Consider the following 15,348-nt stretch of genomic DNA (forward strand, 5'->3'; position numbering starts at 1 on the left):
CCGGAGACAGGAGCACCATGGGCCGCGCATACCTCGTCGAGCAGGTCGAGCACGAGGGTGGCAAGCCCACCCGGACGGTCGACCTCCGCGACCTCCCCGACGCCTCGCTGCCCGACGCCGCCGTCATCGTCGACGTCGAGTACTCGAGCATCAACTACAAGGACGCCCTCGTCCTCACCGGGAAGCCGGGTGTCGTGCGGTCGTTCCCGATGATCGCGGGCATCGACCTCGTGGGCGTCGTCGCAGCGTCGAGTGATCCCGCGTGGACGGCCGGCGACCGCGTGGCCCTGTTCGGCGACGGCCTGAGCGAGACCCGGTACGGCGGGCTGTCCGAGCGTGCGAAGGTGCGGTCCGACGCGCTCGTCCGCGTCCCCGACCACGTCTCGAGCGCACAGGCCGCCGCGATCGGCACCGCCGGGTACACCGCGGCCCTCGCCGTGCTCGCGCTCGAGCACGGCAGCGCCACCTCCGGCGCAGTCCGCGTCGGCGGGCTCCCCGTGCTCGTCACGGGCGCCGGCGGAGGGGTCGGAAGCATCGCGATCGCACTGCTGGCCGCCGCCGGCTTCGAGGTCGCCGCCTCGACCGGGCGGGTCGACGGGCTGGGTGACGCCCTGCGGCGGCTCGGCGCGACGTCGATCGTCGACCGCGCCGAGTTCGCCGAGGCCGGGCGCCCACTCGGCAGCCAGCGCTGGGCGGGAGCCGTCGACTCCGTCGGCGGTCAGACGCTCGCGACGGTCCTGTCGCAGGTCGAGTACGGCGGGACGGTCGCCGCCTGTGGTCTCGCCGGCGGGTCCGATCTTCCGACGTCGGTCATGCCGTTCATCCTCCGCGGGGTCACGCTCGCGGGCGTGAACTCCGTCGAGGCACCGCTCCCCCTGCGGCAGGCCGCCTGGGAGCGCGTGACCACCGCGCTCGACCTCAGCGTCCTCGACACCCTGACCGAGACGGTCCCCCTCGCCGAGGCGACGGATGCGGCGGAACGGGTCCTCGCAGGCTCGGTCCACGGGCGCGTCGTCGTCGACGTCCGGGCCTGACGTCGCGTTTACAACTCAGGACGGACCCGGCGAGTCGCGCCACTGGTGACACCGCTCGCGGCCCACGCACTGGAACGCTCCTGAATTGCGAACGGCCGGACGTGAGTCGTCCCCATGTTCACAACTCAGGACGCACCCGGCATGTCGCGCCACTGGTCACACCGCTCGATGCCGACACATCGGCACGCTCCTGAGTTGTGAACGCAGGAACGCGACAGCGGCCGGTGCCCGAAGGCGACCGGCCGCTGCCGACGGGACTGCTGGGACTCAGTAGCCGGCGGTCGACATGACCGAGCCGAGCGCGACGGCGTAGAAGATGCCGCCGATGATGCCGAGCACGACGAGGATGATGCCGATGATGACACCGATCTTGGCGAGCTGGTTCGGGTAGCCGGCGTCCTTCGACTGCTTCTGCGCGACGAGGCTGATGATCAGGCCGACGAGCGGCACGACGATCGCGAGGATGAGGCCGACGAGGCCGAGCGTCTTGCCCGGGTAGTCGGCGGGCAGGGCGCCGCCCGGCTGCTGCGGAGCGTTGTACTGGGGTGCGTTGGTCATGATGGTTCCTCTCGAGGATGGTAGATGCGCCACGGGCGCGAGCCAACAGTAGTGGGTTAGGTACCCGACAGGCGATGGGGACAACTCCCCAATCGCCCGGATGTCGCGGTCTTACGGGCAGGTGATCGTGGTCGTGCCGTCGGTGTGGACACCGCTTCCGAGGGAGGCGCACGCCTCGTTGAACGCCGCAGCACCGATCGCGATACCCGCGATGATCGCGATGATCGCGATGACGATGAAGACGATCGACAGGATGAGGCCGACCTTCGCCAGCGTGTTCTTGACACCCGCGTTCTTCGACTGCACCAGCGCGACGATGCTGAGGATGAGGCCGATCGGCGGGGCGAGGAACGCGAGGATCAGGCCGACGATGCCGAGCGTCTTGCCGGCGGTCGCGTCGCCGGAGGGAGCTGCGCCGCCGGAGTACGCGGGAGCCGCGCCGTACTGGTCCTTCGGGGGCTGCGGCGCCTGGGGAGCCTGCGGCGGCTGGCCGGGGTATTCACCGGGAGGAGGAGTCGACATGGCTGTGGTCCTTTCGAACAGGCGGATCTACGGAGGTTCGAGCGGGCCCAGAATACCGGTCAGACGTCGTTTTGTGCCCTGTTCGAGGCAAATGATTGCGCACGGCCCTGATCAGCGCCAGGATGCCCGGCGCACCGCGTCCTCGCCCACGATCCTGATCCGGCCGAGACCACCGTGCGTCCGGCAGCTCGTCCTAGTGCAGGTCGAGGGCGGCGATGAGCTCGGCGCTGCGACGGGTCGTGATGATGAGCCGCGAGTACTCCGCGTCTTCGAGGTCGATGACGACCGACGGTTTGGTGCCCTTGATGACCAGGAAGTCCATGCCACCGTGGAACTTCCACTGGCCGATGGCGAGCGTCAACGGGATGGCAGTGCCGGGCGCACGGATGCCCCGGACCCAGATCCACGGGTCGTCGGTGATGGTGGCGGAACGGATGCTCGACCGTGGCACGACGACGTTGCTCCGACGCAGCGAGAGCGCCTTGTCGTACGCGGACAGCTCGATCTCCAGTCGGTCGGGGTGCAGACGCAAGGAGGCCATGCCTCTAGTCTGCCAACCCCCACCGACGTTCGCGTTGCCGGAAGTTCACAAAGCGGTAACGCATGCCCTGTGCAGCGTCCGACGTCGACTGCGGAGCGACCGTCCGACTCAGCGGATGGCCGCCGCAGCCGCACGGGCCGCCGCGGGCAGGGCGTCGATGATGCGCCCGATCGCCTCGTCGTCGTGCGCCGCGGAGACGAACCAGGCCTCGTACACGCTCGGTGGGAGCGACACCCCCGCGTCGAGCATGCGGTGGAAGAAGGCCGGGTAGCGGAAGGCGTCCTGCTGCAGGACCGCGGCGTAGTCGGTCGGTGCCGTCTCGCTGAAGGCGAAGGAGAACAGGTTCCCGGCACGTTGCACGGTGTGCGCGACCCCGGCCTCCGTGAGCGCGTTCGAGGTCGCCTCCGACACGATCGCGGCCGCAGCGTCGACCCGACGGTAGACGTCCTGGTCGGCGAGGCGCAGCGTCTCGATGCCGGCCACGAGAGCCACCGGGTTCCCCGAGAGCGTCCCGGCCTGGTAGACCGGGCCGGTCGGTGCGAGCAGGTCCATGAGCTCGGCGCGCCCACCCAGCGCGGCGAGGGGCATGCCACCGCCGATGACCTTGCCGAAGGTGAAGAGGTCGGGCTGGTACACGCCGACGGGGATGCTGATGGCGCCGGTCGAGTTCGCGACGGCGTGGTTGCCGGCCTCCCAGGCCTCTGCGCCCGGGACGGGCTCGGTGCCGGGTGCGACGGCGGCCAGTCCGCGGTTGTCGAGCCCCCACCAGCCGGCGGAGGAGACGCGGAACCCGGTGAGCACCTCGTCGATGATGACCAGCGCGCCGTACTCGTGCGCGAGCTTCACGACGCTCGCGTTGAACCCGGGAGCGGGCGGCACGACGCCCATGTTGGCGGAGGCCGCCTCCATGATGATCGCGGCGATGTCCTGGCCACGCTCGGCGAAGACCTCGCGGAGCGCCGCGCGGTCGTTGTAGGGGACGACGATCGTCTGGGCGGCCGTCTCGGCGGTGACCCCGGCGGACCCCGGCAGGGCGAGGGTCGCGACGCCGGATCCCGCTTCGGCGAGCAGGCCGTCGGAGTGACCGTGGTAGTGCCCGGCGAACTTCACGATGAGGCTGCGACCCGTGGCACCACGGGCGAGACGGATCGCCGTCATGGTCGCCTCGGTGCCGGTGGAGACCATGCGCAGCTTCTCGATCGGCGCGACACCGGACGCCTGGACGCGCTCCTTGACGAGCTCCGCGAGCTCGGTCTCGGCCGGGGTGGACGCGCCGAAGGAGAGGCCGCGGGCCGCAGCGGCCTGCACGGCCTCGACGACCTGCGGGTGCGCGTGTCCGAGGAGCGCGGGGCCCCACGCGCTCACGAGGTCGACGTACTGCACGCCCTCGGAGTCGGTGATGTAGGGGCCGGTCGCGGACACCATGAACCGCGGCGTGCCGCCGACGGAGCGGAAGGCACGGACGGGCGAGTTCACCCCTCCGGGGATGGACCGCTGGGCTCGGGCGAATGCTGCATCGTTCATCGGGTTCCTCCTGCACGCAGACCGCGCGCCTCATCCAACCAACCGGCGAGTTCGACGGCCCAGTAGCTCAGGACGACCTCGGCTCCGGCGCGCTTGATGGACAGCACCGACTCCTCGATCGCGCGTCGGCGGTCGATCCAGCCCTGCCGGGCGGCGGCCTCGATCATCGCGTACTCGCCGGACACCTGGTAGGCCCAGACCGGGATCGACACCGTGTCCGCCACGTCGGCCAGGACGTCGAGGAAGCTCCCTGCGGGCTTCACCATGACGATGTCGGCGCCCTCCGCCTCGTCGATGAGCGCCTCGCGCAGACCCTCACGACGGTTGGCGGGGTCGAGCTGGTAGGTGCGGCGATCGCCCTGCAGCTGCGAGTCGACGGCCTCGCGGAACGGCCCGTAGAGCGCGGAGGCGAACTTCGCCGAGTAGGCGAGGATGATCGTGTCGTCGAACCCGGCGGCGTCGAGCGTCTCGCGCACGGCGGCGACCTCGCCGTCCATCATGCCTGAGAGGCCGAGGAGGGCCGAGCCCGACTCGGCCTGGGCCAGCGCCATGTCGCGGTAGCGGTCGAGCGTGCGGTCGTTGTCGACGCGCCCGCGGTCGTCGAGGACACCGCAGTGTCCGTGATCGGTGAACTCGTCGAGGCAGAGGTCGGTCTGCACGACCAGGGCGTCGCCCACCTCGGCGACGAGCGCGCGGGTCGCGACGTTGAGGATGCCGTCGGGGTCGGTCGCGCCGGAACCCACGGCGTCGCGCTCGGCCGGGACACCGAAGAGCATGACCCCACCGATGCCGGCCGCTGCCGCCTCAGCCGCGGCCCGCTTGGCGCTGTCGACGGTGTGCTGCCGGACACCCGGCATCGAGGAGATCTCGACCGGCTCCGAGACACCCTCCCGCACGAACATGGGGAGCACCAGCTCCGCCGGGTCGAGTCGCGTCTCGCTGACGAGGCGACGGATGGCCGGCTGCTGCCGGAGACGACGGGGGCGGGTCTCGGGAATGCTCACCCGTCCAGCCTACGCGCCGCTGCCGACGCGCCCTCCCGGTTCGCGCAGGGCGTGAAGCCGGTCAGCGGATCCCGTCGCCGGCGTCCTCGTCGAGGTGCTGACTGAGCGCCACGGACACGATCGCCTCGATCAGCGACTCGACCGTCTGCTGCTCCGCCACGACGTCGACCCGGAGCCCGTAGCCTCGGGCGTCACGAGCCGTGCGGGGTCCGATCGCGGCGATGACGGTGCTCTCGGGGATCTCGGGGAACTGCGAGCGGACCTGCTCCGCCACGCTGCCCGAGGTGACGAGGATGGCACGCACCCGGCCGCTGGCGACGTCGGCGACGATCTTCTCGGCCACCGGGACACCGACCGTGCGGTAGGCCACGACGGACTGGACGTCGTGTCCGGCGGCGATCAGGCCCTCCGTGAGGAGCGGCTTGGCGATGGCCGAGCGGAGCGTGAGGATGCGCTTGGGGTGCGGTTCGAGGGCCGTGAGCTCCTGCACCATGCCCTTGGCGGAGTTGTCCTTCGCCGGCACGAGGTCGACGCTGTAGCCGACGGCGGTGAGCGCGGCAGCGGTCGTCTCGCCGACGGCGGCGACCCTCGTCGTCTCGGGGATCCGGATCCGCTGCGATGACAGCACGTCGACCGTGGTCGCGCTCGTCACGGTCAGCCAGTCGAACTCGCCCGCCTCGAGCGCCGCGAGGGCGGCCCCAAGGGTCTCCGGGTCGTCGGTGCTGGCGAAGTTGATCATCGGGGCGACGACGGGCGACCCGCCCTTGCCACGGACCGTCCCGGCGACCGAGTCGCCCCACGGACCGCCGCGCGGCACGAGGACGCGCCACCCGCCGAGCGGCTTGGTGGCGGTGGGAACGGTGTTCGACTTCGTCCAGTCCTTCACGCAGCGCCTCCCAGCGGGGCGAGGTCGGCCGCGCCGGCCTCGATGAGCTCGTCCGCGAGCGAGACACCGAGTGCGTCGGCCGCCTGGAGCAGCTCGCGCCCGTGTCCGTCGCCGGAGAAGCCCTCCGCGCGGCTCTCCAGATGGATCATCTCGGTGCCGTCGAGCGAGTAGACGGCGGCCTGCAGCACGAGGTCCTCGTCGTCGAGCCACGCTGCGGCGCCGACCGGGGCCGAGCAACCGGCCTCGAGCCGACGGAGCACGGCCCGTTCCGCCGTGGCCTGCCAGCGGCTCGGAGCGTGGTCGAGCAACGCGATGGAACCGGCGATGGACGACTCGTCGTCGTCGAGGCACTCGATCGCGAGCGCCCCCTGCCCCGGCGCGGTCGGCCAGGTGTCGAGGTCGAAGAGCCCGGTGACGGCGTCGAGCCGTCCGAGGCGCGTGAGACCGGCGGCCGCGAGGACGACGGCGTCGAGGTCGTCGTCGATGCGGCGCAGGCGGGTGTCGATGTTGCCGCGGATGTCGACGACCTCGAGGTCGGGCCGGATGCGCTTCAGCTGGGCGATCCGACGCGGTGAGCCGGTGCCGATCCTGGCACCCTGCGGCAGGTCGTCGAGCGAGCGGTCGTCCGAGGCGCACAGGGCGTCGCGGGGGTCCTCACGCATCGGCATGGCGGCGATCGTGAAGCCCTCTGCCGGAGCCGTCGGCAGGTCCTTCAAGGAGTGCACGACGAGATCGCACGCGCCGTCGAGCAGGGCGTCGCGGAGCGCGTTGACGAACACACCCGTCCCGCCGATGGTCGAGAGCGACTCGCGACTCGTGTCGCCCTGCGTCGTGACGGTGACGATCTCGACGTCCTCACCGGTGGCCGCCGTGAGGGCGTCGGCCACATGACCGGTCTGCGCCAGCGCCAGGGCGCTGCCGCGGGTTCCGATGCGAAGGGTCATGGGGCGATCCCCGAGAACGCCGGTTTGAAGCCCAGCCGGGCGTTCTCACAGCACCCGGGGCGGCAGACGTCGTACCAGGGGCCGAGGTCGGTCATGTGTGGTCGTTCCTCGACGGGCGTGCCGTCGCGGCGCTCGAGGACGAGGTCGACGAGTCCCTTGACGTAGGCGGCGGCGGTACCCGGCGTCGGGACGCGGACGGCGGCCAGGCCGTGCTCGCCGGCCGTCTCGATCGCCTCGTTGTCGAGGTCCCACATGACCTCCATGTGGTCGCTCACGAAGCCGAGCGGCACGATGACGATCGCCTTGCGGCCGGCGGCGGGCAGCGCGGCGATCGCGTCGTTGATGTCGGGCTCGAGCCACGGCATGCTGGGCGGGCCCGAACGGGACTGGTAGACGAGCTGCCACGGCACCGAGACACCGCTGCCGACCGCGCCACCGAGGACACCGGCCTCACGGAGCTGGTCGATGGCGTTCGCCATGACGACCTCGGCCACCGCGAGGTGCTGGGCCTCGTACGCGCCGTGGTCGCCGAAGCCGCGGAAGTCGGGGCCGGAGCGCGCGGCGTCGCCGGTGGGGATCGAGTGCGTCGCGAAGAGCACCTCGATCTCCGTCTCGGCGGAGAGCTCGGGCTGCTCGCGCAGGTACTCGGCGATCGCCTCGCGGACGCCGTCGATGAACGGGGTCACGAAGCCGGGATGGTCGAAGAACTGACGCACCTTGTCGATCTGGATCTCGCCCTGGAGGTTCGTCTCGTCGACGGCGATCGCGAAGTCCTCGCGGTACTGCCGACAGCTCGAGTACGAGGAGTAGGCGCTCGTGGCGATCGCGATGAGCTTCGTGAAGCCGCGCTCGTGCGCCTCGGTCAGCGCGTCGCGCAGGTAGGGGTCCCAGTTGCGGTTGCCCCAGAGGACCGGGAGGTCGATGCCGCGGGAGGCGAGCTCGAGCTCCAGGGCCGCCTTGAGCGCACGGTTCTGGTCGTTGATGGGGCTGACGCCGCCGAAGTGGCGGTAGTGGTGGGCCACCTCTTCGAGACGCTCCTCGGGGATCCCGCGCCCGCGCGTGACGTTGCGGAGGAACGGGATGACGTCGTCCTGGCCCTCTGGCCCGCCGAAGCCGGCGAGGAGGATGGCGTCGTAGTCCGTCGGCTCGGAGACGTGCTCAGGACCAGCGGCTGCGGCGTCGGTCGCGCCACGGACGATGCGCTCGGGGGCCTCGGCTCCGGTGCTCCCCAGGTTCATGGCTGCCATCAGCGCACCACCTCCAATGCCTCGGCGGGCGTGATACGGCGGCCCGTGAAGAACGGCACCTCTTCGCGCACGTGGCGGCGCGCTTCGGTGTTGCGCAGGTCGCGCATGAGGTCGACGAGTTCGACGACGTCGTCCGCCTCGAGCGGCAGCAGCCACTCGTAATCGCCGAGGGCGAAGGAGGCGACGGTGTTGGCGAGCACACCCGTGAACGCTGCACCCTGACGACCGTGCTCGGCGAGCATCTTGCGACGCTCCTCCTCCGGCAGGAGGTACCACTCGTAGCTGCGCACGAAGGGGTACAGGCAGAGCCAGCCCTTCGGCTCGATGCCGCGGAGGAACCCGGGGACGTGCTGCCGGTTGAACTCGGCGTCGCGGTGGACGCCCATGGCGTTCCAGGTGGGTGCCAGCGAAGCGAGGATGGCGGTGCGGCGCAGCTCGCGGAGGCCGGCCTGCAGGCCCTCGGCGGTGTCGCCGTGGAGCCACAGCATGAGGTCGGCGTCGGCGCGGAGGCCGGAGACGTCGTAGATGCCGCGCAGGGTCACGCCCTGGGCTTCGACGAGCGCGATGGATGCTTCGAGTTCGGAGACATGCTCTTCGCCGAGCGGCAGCGCACTCGCCGGCTCGCGGCGCAGGACAGCCCAGAGGGTGAATCCTGAGGGGCCAGTCGGGGTGGCTGAGTCGGTCGGGTGGTGCGATGCCTCGGCAGAGGCCGGGTGAGTCATAGACCTATCCTCACCCAGTTCGGTCGATTGGGCAAAAGGGGCAGGTCACGATTGACACCGAGCCTGCCCTCACACTCGATACAGTCGGGTGATGACCAGCGAGCTGCCTCCCGTCGAGTACCACGTCGCCAGAGCGGCCGAGATGGATCCGGTGACGCTGTACCGCGTGCTGAAGATCCGCGTCGACGTCTTCGTCGTCGAGCAGACGGCCCTGTTCGCCGATCTCGACGGTCGCGACATCGAGGACGGCACCCTCATCGCCTGGGCCCAGGAGGGCGACGAGGTACTCGCGACGATCCGCATCCTGACCGAGGCCGAGCACTCGGAGATCGGACGCGTGGCCACCGCGTTCACCGCCCGCGGGCGAGGTCTCGCCGCGGAACTGATCCGCCGCGCCGTCGCCGACCACGGGCATCGGGAACTCCGCATGGGCGCGCAGAAGCGGCTCGCCGACTGGTACGGCCGGTTCGGCTTCGAGATCAGCGGCCCCGACTACGTGGAGGACGACATCGTGCACGTCCCGATGACGCGCGTCGCCACCCCGAGTGGTTCCTGAGCCATGCTCCGGTCCCTGAGCCGCGCTCCGGTCCCTGAGCCCCGCTCCGGTCCCTGAGCCGCGCTCCGGTCCCTGAGCTTGTCGAAGGGCGCACTTCGACAAGCTCAGTGACCGATGGTGGTCTCAGTGACCGATGGTGGTCTCAGCGACCGATAGGGGTTTCAGTGACCGACGGCGGGACGGGTCAGCGCGCGATGGCGCGGACGATGCCCCACACGGCCAGCCCGGCCGCACCGGCGAGGCCCGCGACGCCGGCGTAGAAGACCGCCGGGCGTTCGACCTTGACGGTCGCGATCTGCACGATGGCACGACGCTTGGCGCGGTGCACCTGCTTCGGGACGTTGAGCTTGTCCTCGATCGCGTTCAGCGTGGCGACGAGCTCGGCGCGAGCCTGCTCGGGCGAGGGCGTCGCCCCCGGGAACTGGTCAACGGTCATACTCGCCGAGTCCCTTCACTGCCTTGATGTCTTCCTTCACGTTGTCCATCGGGCTCGGGTCCTCGTTGATCTTCTTGAAGTACCGCAGCGCGATGAGCACGAGGATCGCCGCGACGAGGACGAAGAGCACGAAGACGCAGAGTGCCGCCAGCCACGAAGGCATGACGAGCGCGAGCGCGAGGATCAGCACGGCGACGAGTACGCCGACCGCGAAGAAGAGGAACACCGCGGCACCGGCGACGAACGCCGCTCCGATGCCCGCGTACTTGCCCTTGTGGGCGAGCTGCGTCTTGAGGTTGGCGATCTCGGCCTTGACCAGGTTCGAGACGACCCCGGGCAGCTGGCCGACGAGGGTCAGCAGGGATTCGTCGCGCTTGTCGTAGCGCGGCTCCGAGCGGTTGCGGTCACTCATGAACGGCATCGTCGGTGCTACTCGCCGCTCTTGGGCTTCGGAGCCGTCGTCTTGGGCGCGGCAGGCTTGCGCACTGCGGGCTTCGAGGCCGACGACGTCGAGGTGCCGGAGGCCGTGCGTGCGTCCTTGACCGTCTCGGACACGTCCTGGACGGTGTCTTCGGTCTTCGATATGGCCTTATCGAGCTTCTGACCGGGCGTCGAGCCCTGCTGGCTGACGACCTTCGCGACGGCGCTGACGCCGCTCCACAGGGCAGCGGGAACCTCGCTGATGCGTGCCTTGGCGAAGTCCTCGACCTTGCCGCGCTGCGCGCGCACCGGCTTCGCGTTCCACAGCTTGACCCACTGCGTCTTGATCTGCTCGTAGCGTTCGCGTCCGGCGCGGGTACCGAGCACGTAGCCCGTGAGCCCACCGACGACGAACATGACCTTGCCCTTCATGGCGCCTCCGTCTGTTCGAGTGGTGCTGTGATGCTGCATCCAACGGGACCAGCGTAGTCGGGTGTCACTCCGACGCCACCATCCGGTCGGGGGTTGACAGGAAAAGATGCCGGGTCGGGCATATGGGCGCGTCTAGCGCTGCAGCGCCTGATGGCGGAGTCGTGCAGCCGCCTCGTGGGCGTCGGGGACCACCGAGGCGAGTCCCGTGCCCGACAACCAGGCACCCGTGACCGCGAGGTCGGGCACCTCGGCCACTGCTTCCCGGATGGCCGTCGAGCGTTCACGCTGGCCGCGCGCGGCGGTCGGCTGCGTCCCCGTCCAGGAGATGCGGTGGAAGCCGCGGACACTGCCCGGGTCGAGCTGGACGCCGAGCATCGCGGACGCGTCGTGCAACGCCGTCGAGAGCAGCTCATCGTCGGTCAACGCGCTCGTCGCGTCGGCTTCGCCCTGACGGCCGAAGGACAGGCGGACGACGTGGCGGTGCTCGCCCTGCTCCTTCGCGCGGTCGGCGAGCCAGGCCCACTTCGCCGTCGCATGGGTGAGGGCCTTGGCGTGGAGCGTCGAGCCGGGTGCGACGAGCAGCCCGGAACCACGCGGTGCGGCGTCGAGTGCCGGTTCGTCGAGCACGATCGTCACGAGCTCGATCGGCGCGGGCAGGACCGGGTCGCCCGCGTCGTCGCCGGCGGCGGGGAGGTCGCGGAGCGCCGGCCCGACGTCGGCCAGCAGGTTGCGGGCCGGCTGCTCGGGCGTCGCGATGAGGACGAGATCGGCCTCGAGCACCCGGCCGTCGGTCAGAGCGACGTACCAGGGGGCCTTCGACGCGCCTGCAGCCGCGGGACGCTCGCTCATCCGCGGGAGGCCGGCGTCGCCGACGCCGACACCCGGTCCGTCCAGGTCGATGTCGAACGGGTTCCGGGAGATCGCCGTGACGGCGACGCCGGTGATGAGCGTCGACCCCCATCGCTCGAGCTCCGCGGTCAAGCCGTCGACGAGGACGGTCATGCCACCGTCGAGGCCACCGACCGCGGCACCCGCCGGCGCGTTCTCCCGGAGGGCGGCGACGGCGAGGGACAGCGCCCCGGTGCGGGTCAGCGCGGCGTTCAGCCCGGGAGCCGCACGGTCGACGTCGAGGTCGTCCGGAACGGCCGAGTAGACGCCCGAGGTGACCGGAGCGACGAGGAGGTCGTGGACGGCCGCGCCCATGCGCTTCCGGACGAGCGCACCGAGGTTGTGCTCGGTGCCGATCGTGAGCGGCGGGCGGATGCGGTCGAGGTAGGCGCGCAGGGCACCCTTCCAGCCGATGACCCGACGGACGTCGTCGGCGAGGGGGTTCGTCGGGATGCCCAGGAGTCCTGCCTTGGGGAGCGGGACACTCCGCTGCGGCTGTCCGGGCTTGGCGACGTGCAGCCAGGCCCCGGCCCGGTTGGGGCGCACGACGCGGTCGGTCAGGCCCAGCTGCTCGATGAGTTCGGCGACCGAGCCACCGCGCGTCGCGAAACTCTCCGCACCGACGTCGACGCGGAGACCCGCGACCTCGGCGGCCGCGAGCGCGCCACCGAACGACTCCTGCGCGTCGACGACCGTCACCGAGATGCCGACCTTGGCGCAGTCGACCGCGCCGACGAGTCCGGCCACACCACCGCCGATGACGACGAGACGTTTCGGCTCCAGACTCATGCGGGCTGCCAATCATGGGCGAGGGCGACGATGCGGGTCAGGACGTCCGGGTCGGTCTCGGGCGGGACCCCGTGGCCGAGGTTGAGGACGTGCGACGGCGCCGCCGTCCCCCGTTGGAGGATGTCGAGGACGTGCGCCTCGAGGACCGGCCATGGGGCTGCGAGCAGCGCCGGGTCGATGTTGCCCTGCACGGGGACGCCGCCGCCGAGACGTCGGATGCCCTCGTCGAGTGCCAGCCGGTAGTCGATCCCGACCACGTCGGCGCCGACCCGGTGCATCGCACCGAGCAGCTCGCCCGTCCCGACGCCGAAGTGCACCTTCGGGACGGGGAGGTCGGCGACGTGCGCGAGCGCGGCCCGGGAGGCCGGGGCGACGTGACGCTCGTAGTCCTCGAGGGAGAGTGCGCCCGCCCAGGAGTCGAAGAGCTGCGCGGCCGACGCACCGGCGAGCACCTGGGCGCGGAGGAAGCGACCGGTGATGTCCGCGCACCAGGCCATGAGCTTCGCCCACGACGCCGGGTCGGCGTGCATGAGGGTGCGGGCGGCGAGGTGGTCCTTCGATGGTCCGCCCTCGACGAGATAGGCGGCGAGCGTGAACGGCGCACCCGCGAAGCCGATGAGCGGCGTGCGGCCGTCGCCGATCCCCGCGAGCCCCGCGACGGTGAGCGCGACGCCCTCGCGGATGGGCACCAACGTGTCGTCGAGGACGGCCGGGTCGAGCGCGACGAGCGCGTCGACCTCGGCGGCCGTCCGCACCGCGGAACCCATGACGGGACCGCGGCCCGGCACGATCTCGACCGCCACCCCGGCCTGCTTCAGTGGCACCACGATGTCGCTGAAGAAGATGGCCGCGTCCGTCCCGTGCCGACGGATGGGCTGGAGGGTGATCTCGCTCGCCATCGCCGGGTCGAGGCAGGCGTCGAGCATGGCCGTCCCGATCCGCAACTCGCGGTACTCGGGCAGCGACCGACCGGCCTGACGCATGAACCAGACGGGCGTCCGCTCGGGACGGGTGCCGCGGTACGCGGTGATGAGCGGCGACGACTGGGTCACGCCGGTGACGAGCGGGTGTTCGGGTGGGAGACTCACGCCTCCATCCTCCCATCTCCGCCCTGAGAGGGAGGGGGACGCGTGCGACCGGGTGAGGGTGACCTGGGTGGCTTCCCGGAGAGGCCGACGTGCCCGCTCGGGTAGACTCATCGGGTGCTCATGTGTGTGACGGCGAGCCATAAGAACGCCACCTTCGACCTCCTCGAACGACTCTCAGTCGGTGCCGAGGGCGTTGCTGCGCGCCTGGTCGAGCACCACGAGTGCGTCTCGGGTGCCGTCGTCGTGGCCACCTGCAACCGGTTCGAGGCGTACATCGACCTCGACGAGCCCGTCACCGCCGCCGCATCCGTCGCCTTCGAGGCCGCTGCGGAGGCCGTCAGCGAGACCACGGGCATCCCCGCCGAGCAGCTGCGGGAGGTGTTCGACCTCAGCGTCGGCACTGCGGCAGCTGAACACCTCTTCGCCGTGTCGGCCGGACTCGAGTCCGTCGTCGTCGGTGAGGGCGAGATCGCCGGCCAGGTGCGGCGCTCCCTCGAGGCCGCTCGCGCCGGTGGCACCACCAGTTCCGAGCTCGAGCGCCTGTTCCAGCGCGCGTCCCAGACCTCTCGCGGCATCAAGAACCGCACGCCGCTCGGGCGCGCGGGTCGCTCCATCGTGCGTCTCGCCCTCGACCTCGCGGAGAGCCGTATCGACGACTGGGCCACGCAGCGCGTGTTGCTCGTCGGCACCGGTGCGTACGCCGGCGCGAGCCTCGCCGCCCTCCGCGACCGCGGCGTCACCGACGTCCTCGTGTACTCGCCGTCCGGCCGCGCCGAGAAGTTCGCGCGCTCACACGAGATCGGCTGGATCGGACACGACGACCTCGCCCGCACCACCGGCGAGGTCGACATCATCGTCACCTGCACCACCGCCGAGGGCCACGTCGTCGACGCCGAACTGCTCCGCGCGGGTCGCACGGCCGTCGCCGCCGACCACCGTGCGCGAGCCGCGGCAGTCACGGACGCACCGACGCTCTCGCTGGTCACCGCGGCCGACGTACCCGCCGAAGCCGAACCCACCGGGGTCTCCGCGCTCGTCCACGACGTCATCACCGAAGCAGCCGCCGAGTGCCCGGTGCCGCACGCCTCGGCCCAGCTCGTCATCGACCTCGGCCTGCCGCGCAACGTCGACCCCGACGTCTCCACGGTCTCCGGTGTCGTCCTGCTCGACCTCGAGACCATCCGCATCCACGCGCCGCTCGAGGAGCTGCAGGCCACCGAGGTCGCGCGCTCCATCGTCAGCCGCGCCGCACAGAAGTTCGCAGCGGTCGGCGAGGAGCGCAGCCTCGAGCCCGCCGTCGTCGCACTCCGCAGCCACGTGCACGCACTCGTCGAGGCCGAGGTCGCCCGTGCGACCGCTCGCGGCGACGACGACGGTTCGACCGCCCGTGCACTGCGTCACCTCGCCGGAGTGCTGCTGCACGAACCGACGGTGCGCGCGCGGAACCTCGCCCGCAACGGCGAGCAGGCCGCGTACACGACGGCGCTGCAGACGCTCTTCGGCATCGAGGTCCCGCAGACACCGGCGGTCGTCGCGCCGGTCGCCGACACCGACTCGGCCGCTTCCGCCTCCTAGGCTTCCTGGCGGCACCGGGGCTCTCGCGTCGGGTGGCTCCGCTCACCGAGCCGACCTCCGGTCACCGAGCCGACCTCCGGTCACCGAGCTGAACCCCGGTCACCGAGCTGAACCCCGGTCACCGAGCTGAACCCCGGTCACCGAGCCTGTCGAGGTGCGCGCGAACACGCGACCCGACCACG

At 71.1% G+C, this 15,348-nt stretch carries 17 protein-coding genes; 3 read left to right on the plus strand and 14 right to left on the minus strand.

The genetic code is table 11. The annotated features are described in order from the left end of the window. Positions 1 to 17: 17 nt before the first annotated feature. On the plus strand, positions 18 to 1,034 hold the full coding sequence (locus tag B9Y95_RS19390; protein ID WP_085514296.1) for an MDR family oxidoreductase: 1,017 nt from the start codon (positions 18 to 20) through the stop codon (positions 1,032 to 1,034). Positions 1,035 to 1,301: 267 nt separating this feature from the next. Here B9Y95_RS19390 and B9Y95_RS19395 read toward each other — a convergent pair whose 3' ends face one another. From B9Y95_RS19395 to hemQ, 9 genes are all read right to left on the minus strand, one after another. Beyond that, positions 1,302 to 1,592 carry a hypothetical protein gene (locus B9Y95_RS19395; protein ID WP_064294905.1) on the minus strand — a complete coding sequence of 97 codons (291 nt, stop codon included), beginning with the start codon at positions 1,590 to 1,592 and terminating at the stop codon, positions 1,302 to 1,304. Positions 1,593 to 1,703: 111 nt separating this feature from the next. Beyond that, on the minus strand, positions 1,704 to 2,114 hold the full coding sequence (locus B9Y95_RS19400; protein WP_085514297.1) for a DUF4190 domain-containing protein: 411 nt from the start codon (positions 2,112 to 2,114) through the stop codon (positions 1,704 to 1,706). A 193-nt stretch (positions 2,115 to 2,307) separates the two neighbouring features. Continuing rightward, positions 2,308 to 2,655: a hypothetical protein gene (locus B9Y95_RS19405; RefSeq protein ID WP_064294907.1), complete on the minus strand. Its 348-nt coding sequence runs from the start codon at positions 2,653 to 2,655 to the stop codon at positions 2,308 to 2,310. A gap of 108 nt (positions 2,656 to 2,763) precedes the next feature. Continuing rightward, positions 2,764 to 4,179: a glutamate-1-semialdehyde 2,1-aminomutase gene (gene hemL, locus B9Y95_RS19410; RefSeq protein WP_085514298.1), complete on the minus strand. Its 1,416-nt coding sequence runs from the start codon at positions 4,177 to 4,179 to the stop codon at positions 2,764 to 2,766. Continuing rightward, positions 4,176 to 5,183, minus strand: coding sequence for a porphobilinogen synthase (gene hemB / locus B9Y95_RS19415; RefSeq protein ID WP_085514299.1), 1,008 nt, complete (start codon positions 5,181 to 5,183; stop codon positions 4,176 to 4,178). The genes hemL and hemB overlap by 4 nt, the downstream gene beginning before the upstream one ends. Before the next feature lie 61 nt (positions 5,184 to 5,244). Next, positions 5,245 to 6,069, minus strand: a complete 825-nt coding sequence (locus B9Y95_RS19420) for a uroporphyrinogen-III synthase (RefSeq protein ID WP_085514300.1) — start codon at positions 6,067 to 6,069, stop codon at positions 5,245 to 5,247. Then, complete coding sequence (gene hemC / locus B9Y95_RS19425; RefSeq protein WP_085514301.1) at positions 6,066 to 7,013, minus strand: hydroxymethylbilane synthase; 948 nt, start codon at positions 7,011 to 7,013, stop codon at positions 6,066 to 6,068. Before hemC ends, B9Y95_RS19420 begins: the two co-directional genes overlap by 4 nt. Continuing rightward, positions 7,010 to 8,260 (minus strand): ferrochelatase, encoded by a 1,251-nt coding sequence (locus tag B9Y95_RS19430; protein ID WP_085514302.1) that lies wholly within the window; start codon positions 8,258 to 8,260, stop codon positions 7,010 to 7,012. The genes hemC and B9Y95_RS19430 overlap by 4 nt, the downstream gene beginning before the upstream one ends. Continuing rightward, positions 8,260 to 8,982 (minus strand): hydrogen peroxide-dependent heme synthase, encoded by a 723-nt coding sequence (gene hemQ, locus B9Y95_RS19435; protein WP_085514303.1) that lies wholly within the window; start codon positions 8,980 to 8,982, stop codon positions 8,260 to 8,262. The genes B9Y95_RS19430 and hemQ overlap by 1 nt, the downstream gene beginning before the upstream one ends. A gap of 91 nt (positions 8,983 to 9,073) precedes the next feature. Here hemQ and B9Y95_RS19440 point away from each other — a divergent pair, with 91 nt between their 5' ends. Then, positions 9,074 to 9,538, plus strand: coding sequence for a GNAT family N-acetyltransferase (locus B9Y95_RS19440; protein ID WP_085514304.1), 465 nt, complete (start codon positions 9,074 to 9,076; stop codon positions 9,536 to 9,538). Between the two features lie 184 nt (positions 9,539 to 9,722). Here the strand turns inward: B9Y95_RS19440 and B9Y95_RS19445 are convergent, their stop codons facing one another. From B9Y95_RS19445 to hemE, 5 genes are all read right to left on the minus strand, one after another. Then, positions 9,723 to 9,974 carry a DUF3618 domain-containing protein gene (locus B9Y95_RS19445; protein WP_079003603.1) on the minus strand — a complete coding sequence of 84 codons (252 nt, stop codon included), beginning with the start codon at positions 9,972 to 9,974 and terminating at the stop codon, positions 9,723 to 9,725. Further along, the gene (locus B9Y95_RS19450; protein WP_159453470.1) at positions 9,964 to 10,386 is read right to left on the minus strand and encodes a phage holin family protein; all 423 of its coding nucleotides are present in this window, start codon (positions 10,384 to 10,386) and stop codon (positions 9,964 to 9,966) included. The genes B9Y95_RS19445 and B9Y95_RS19450 overlap by 11 nt, the downstream gene beginning before the upstream one ends. Positions 10,387 to 10,403: 17 nt before the next feature. Next, on the minus strand, positions 10,404 to 10,865 hold the full coding sequence (locus B9Y95_RS19455) for a hypothetical protein (protein ID WP_228501918.1): 462 nt from the start codon (positions 10,863 to 10,865) through the stop codon (positions 10,404 to 10,406). Between the two features lie 93 nt (positions 10,866 to 10,958). After that, positions 10,959 to 12,503 (minus strand): protoporphyrinogen/coproporphyrinogen oxidase, encoded by a 1,545-nt coding sequence (locus tag B9Y95_RS19460; protein ID WP_085514306.1) that lies wholly within the window; start codon positions 12,501 to 12,503, stop codon positions 10,959 to 10,961. Then, positions 12,500 to 13,591 carry a uroporphyrinogen decarboxylase gene (gene hemE / locus B9Y95_RS19465; RefSeq protein WP_234994181.1) on the minus strand — a complete coding sequence of 364 codons (1,092 nt, stop codon included), beginning with the start codon at positions 13,589 to 13,591 and terminating at the stop codon, positions 12,500 to 12,502. The genes B9Y95_RS19460 and hemE overlap by 4 nt, the downstream gene beginning before the upstream one ends. 120 nt (positions 13,592 to 13,711) lie before the next feature. Here hemE and B9Y95_RS19470 point away from each other — a divergent pair, with 120 nt between their 5' ends. After that, positions 13,712 to 15,166: a glutamyl-tRNA reductase gene (locus tag B9Y95_RS19470; RefSeq protein WP_234994187.1), complete on the plus strand. Its 1,455-nt coding sequence runs from the start codon at positions 13,712 to 13,714 to the stop codon at positions 15,164 to 15,166. Positions 15,167 to 15,348: the final 182 nt, after the last annotated feature.

The organism is Plantibacter flavus, assembly GCF_900177615.1.
Taxonomy (GTDB): domain Bacteria; phylum Actinomycetota; class Actinomycetes; order Actinomycetales; family Microbacteriaceae; genus Plantibacter; species Plantibacter flavus.

Excerpts from the sequence above, each read along its gene's own strand:
- B9Y95_RS19390 (WP_085514296.1), top strand. The coding sequence starts at position 18 with ATGGGCCGCGCATACCTCGTCGAGCAGGTCGAGCACGAGGGTGGCAAG.
- B9Y95_RS19395 (WP_064294905.1), bottom strand. The coding sequence starts at position 1,592 with ATGACCAACGCACCCCAGTACAACGCTCCGCAGCAGCCGGGCGGCGCC.
- B9Y95_RS19400 (WP_085514297.1), bottom strand. The coding sequence starts at position 2,114 with ATGTCGACTCCTCCTCCCGGTGAATACCCCGGCCAGCCGCCGCAGGCT.
- B9Y95_RS19405 (WP_064294907.1), bottom strand. The coding sequence starts at position 2,655 with ATGGCCTCCTTGCGTCTGCACCCCGACCGACTGGAGATCGAGCTGTCC.
- hemL (WP_085514298.1), bottom strand. The coding sequence starts at position 4,179 with ATGAACGATGCAGCATTCGCCCGAGCCCAGCGGTCCATCCCCGGAGGG.
- hemC (WP_085514301.1), bottom strand. The coding sequence starts at position 7,013 with ATGACCCTTCGCATCGGAACCCGCGGCAGCGCCCTGGCGCTGGCGCAG.
- B9Y95_RS19430 (WP_085514302.1), bottom strand. The coding sequence starts at position 8,260 with ATGGCAGCCATGAACCTGGGGAGCACCGGAGCCGAGGCCCCCGAGCGC.
- hemQ (WP_085514303.1), bottom strand. The coding sequence starts at position 8,982 with ATGACTCACCCGGCCTCTGCCGAGGCATCGCACCACCCGACCGACTCA.
- B9Y95_RS19440 (WP_085514304.1), top strand. The coding sequence starts at position 9,074 with ATGACCAGCGAGCTGCCTCCCGTCGAGTACCACGTCGCCAGAGCGGCC.
- B9Y95_RS19445 (WP_079003603.1), bottom strand. The coding sequence starts at position 9,974 with ATGACCGTTGACCAGTTCCCGGGGGCGACGCCCTCGCCCGAGCAGGCT.
- B9Y95_RS19450 (WP_159453470.1), bottom strand. The coding sequence starts at position 10,386 with ATGAGTGACCGCAACCGCTCGGAGCCGCGCTACGACAAGCGCGACGAA.
- B9Y95_RS19455 (WP_228501918.1), bottom strand. The coding sequence starts at position 10,865 with ATGCAGCATCACAGCACCACTCGAACAGACGGAGGCGCCATGAAGGGC.
- B9Y95_RS19460 (WP_085514306.1), bottom strand. The coding sequence starts at position 12,503 with ATGAGTCTGGAGCCGAAACGTCTCGTCGTCATCGGCGGTGGTGTGGCC.
- B9Y95_RS19470 (WP_234994187.1), top strand. The coding sequence starts at position 13,712 with ATGTGTGTGACGGCGAGCCATAAGAACGCCACCTTCGACCTCCTCGAA.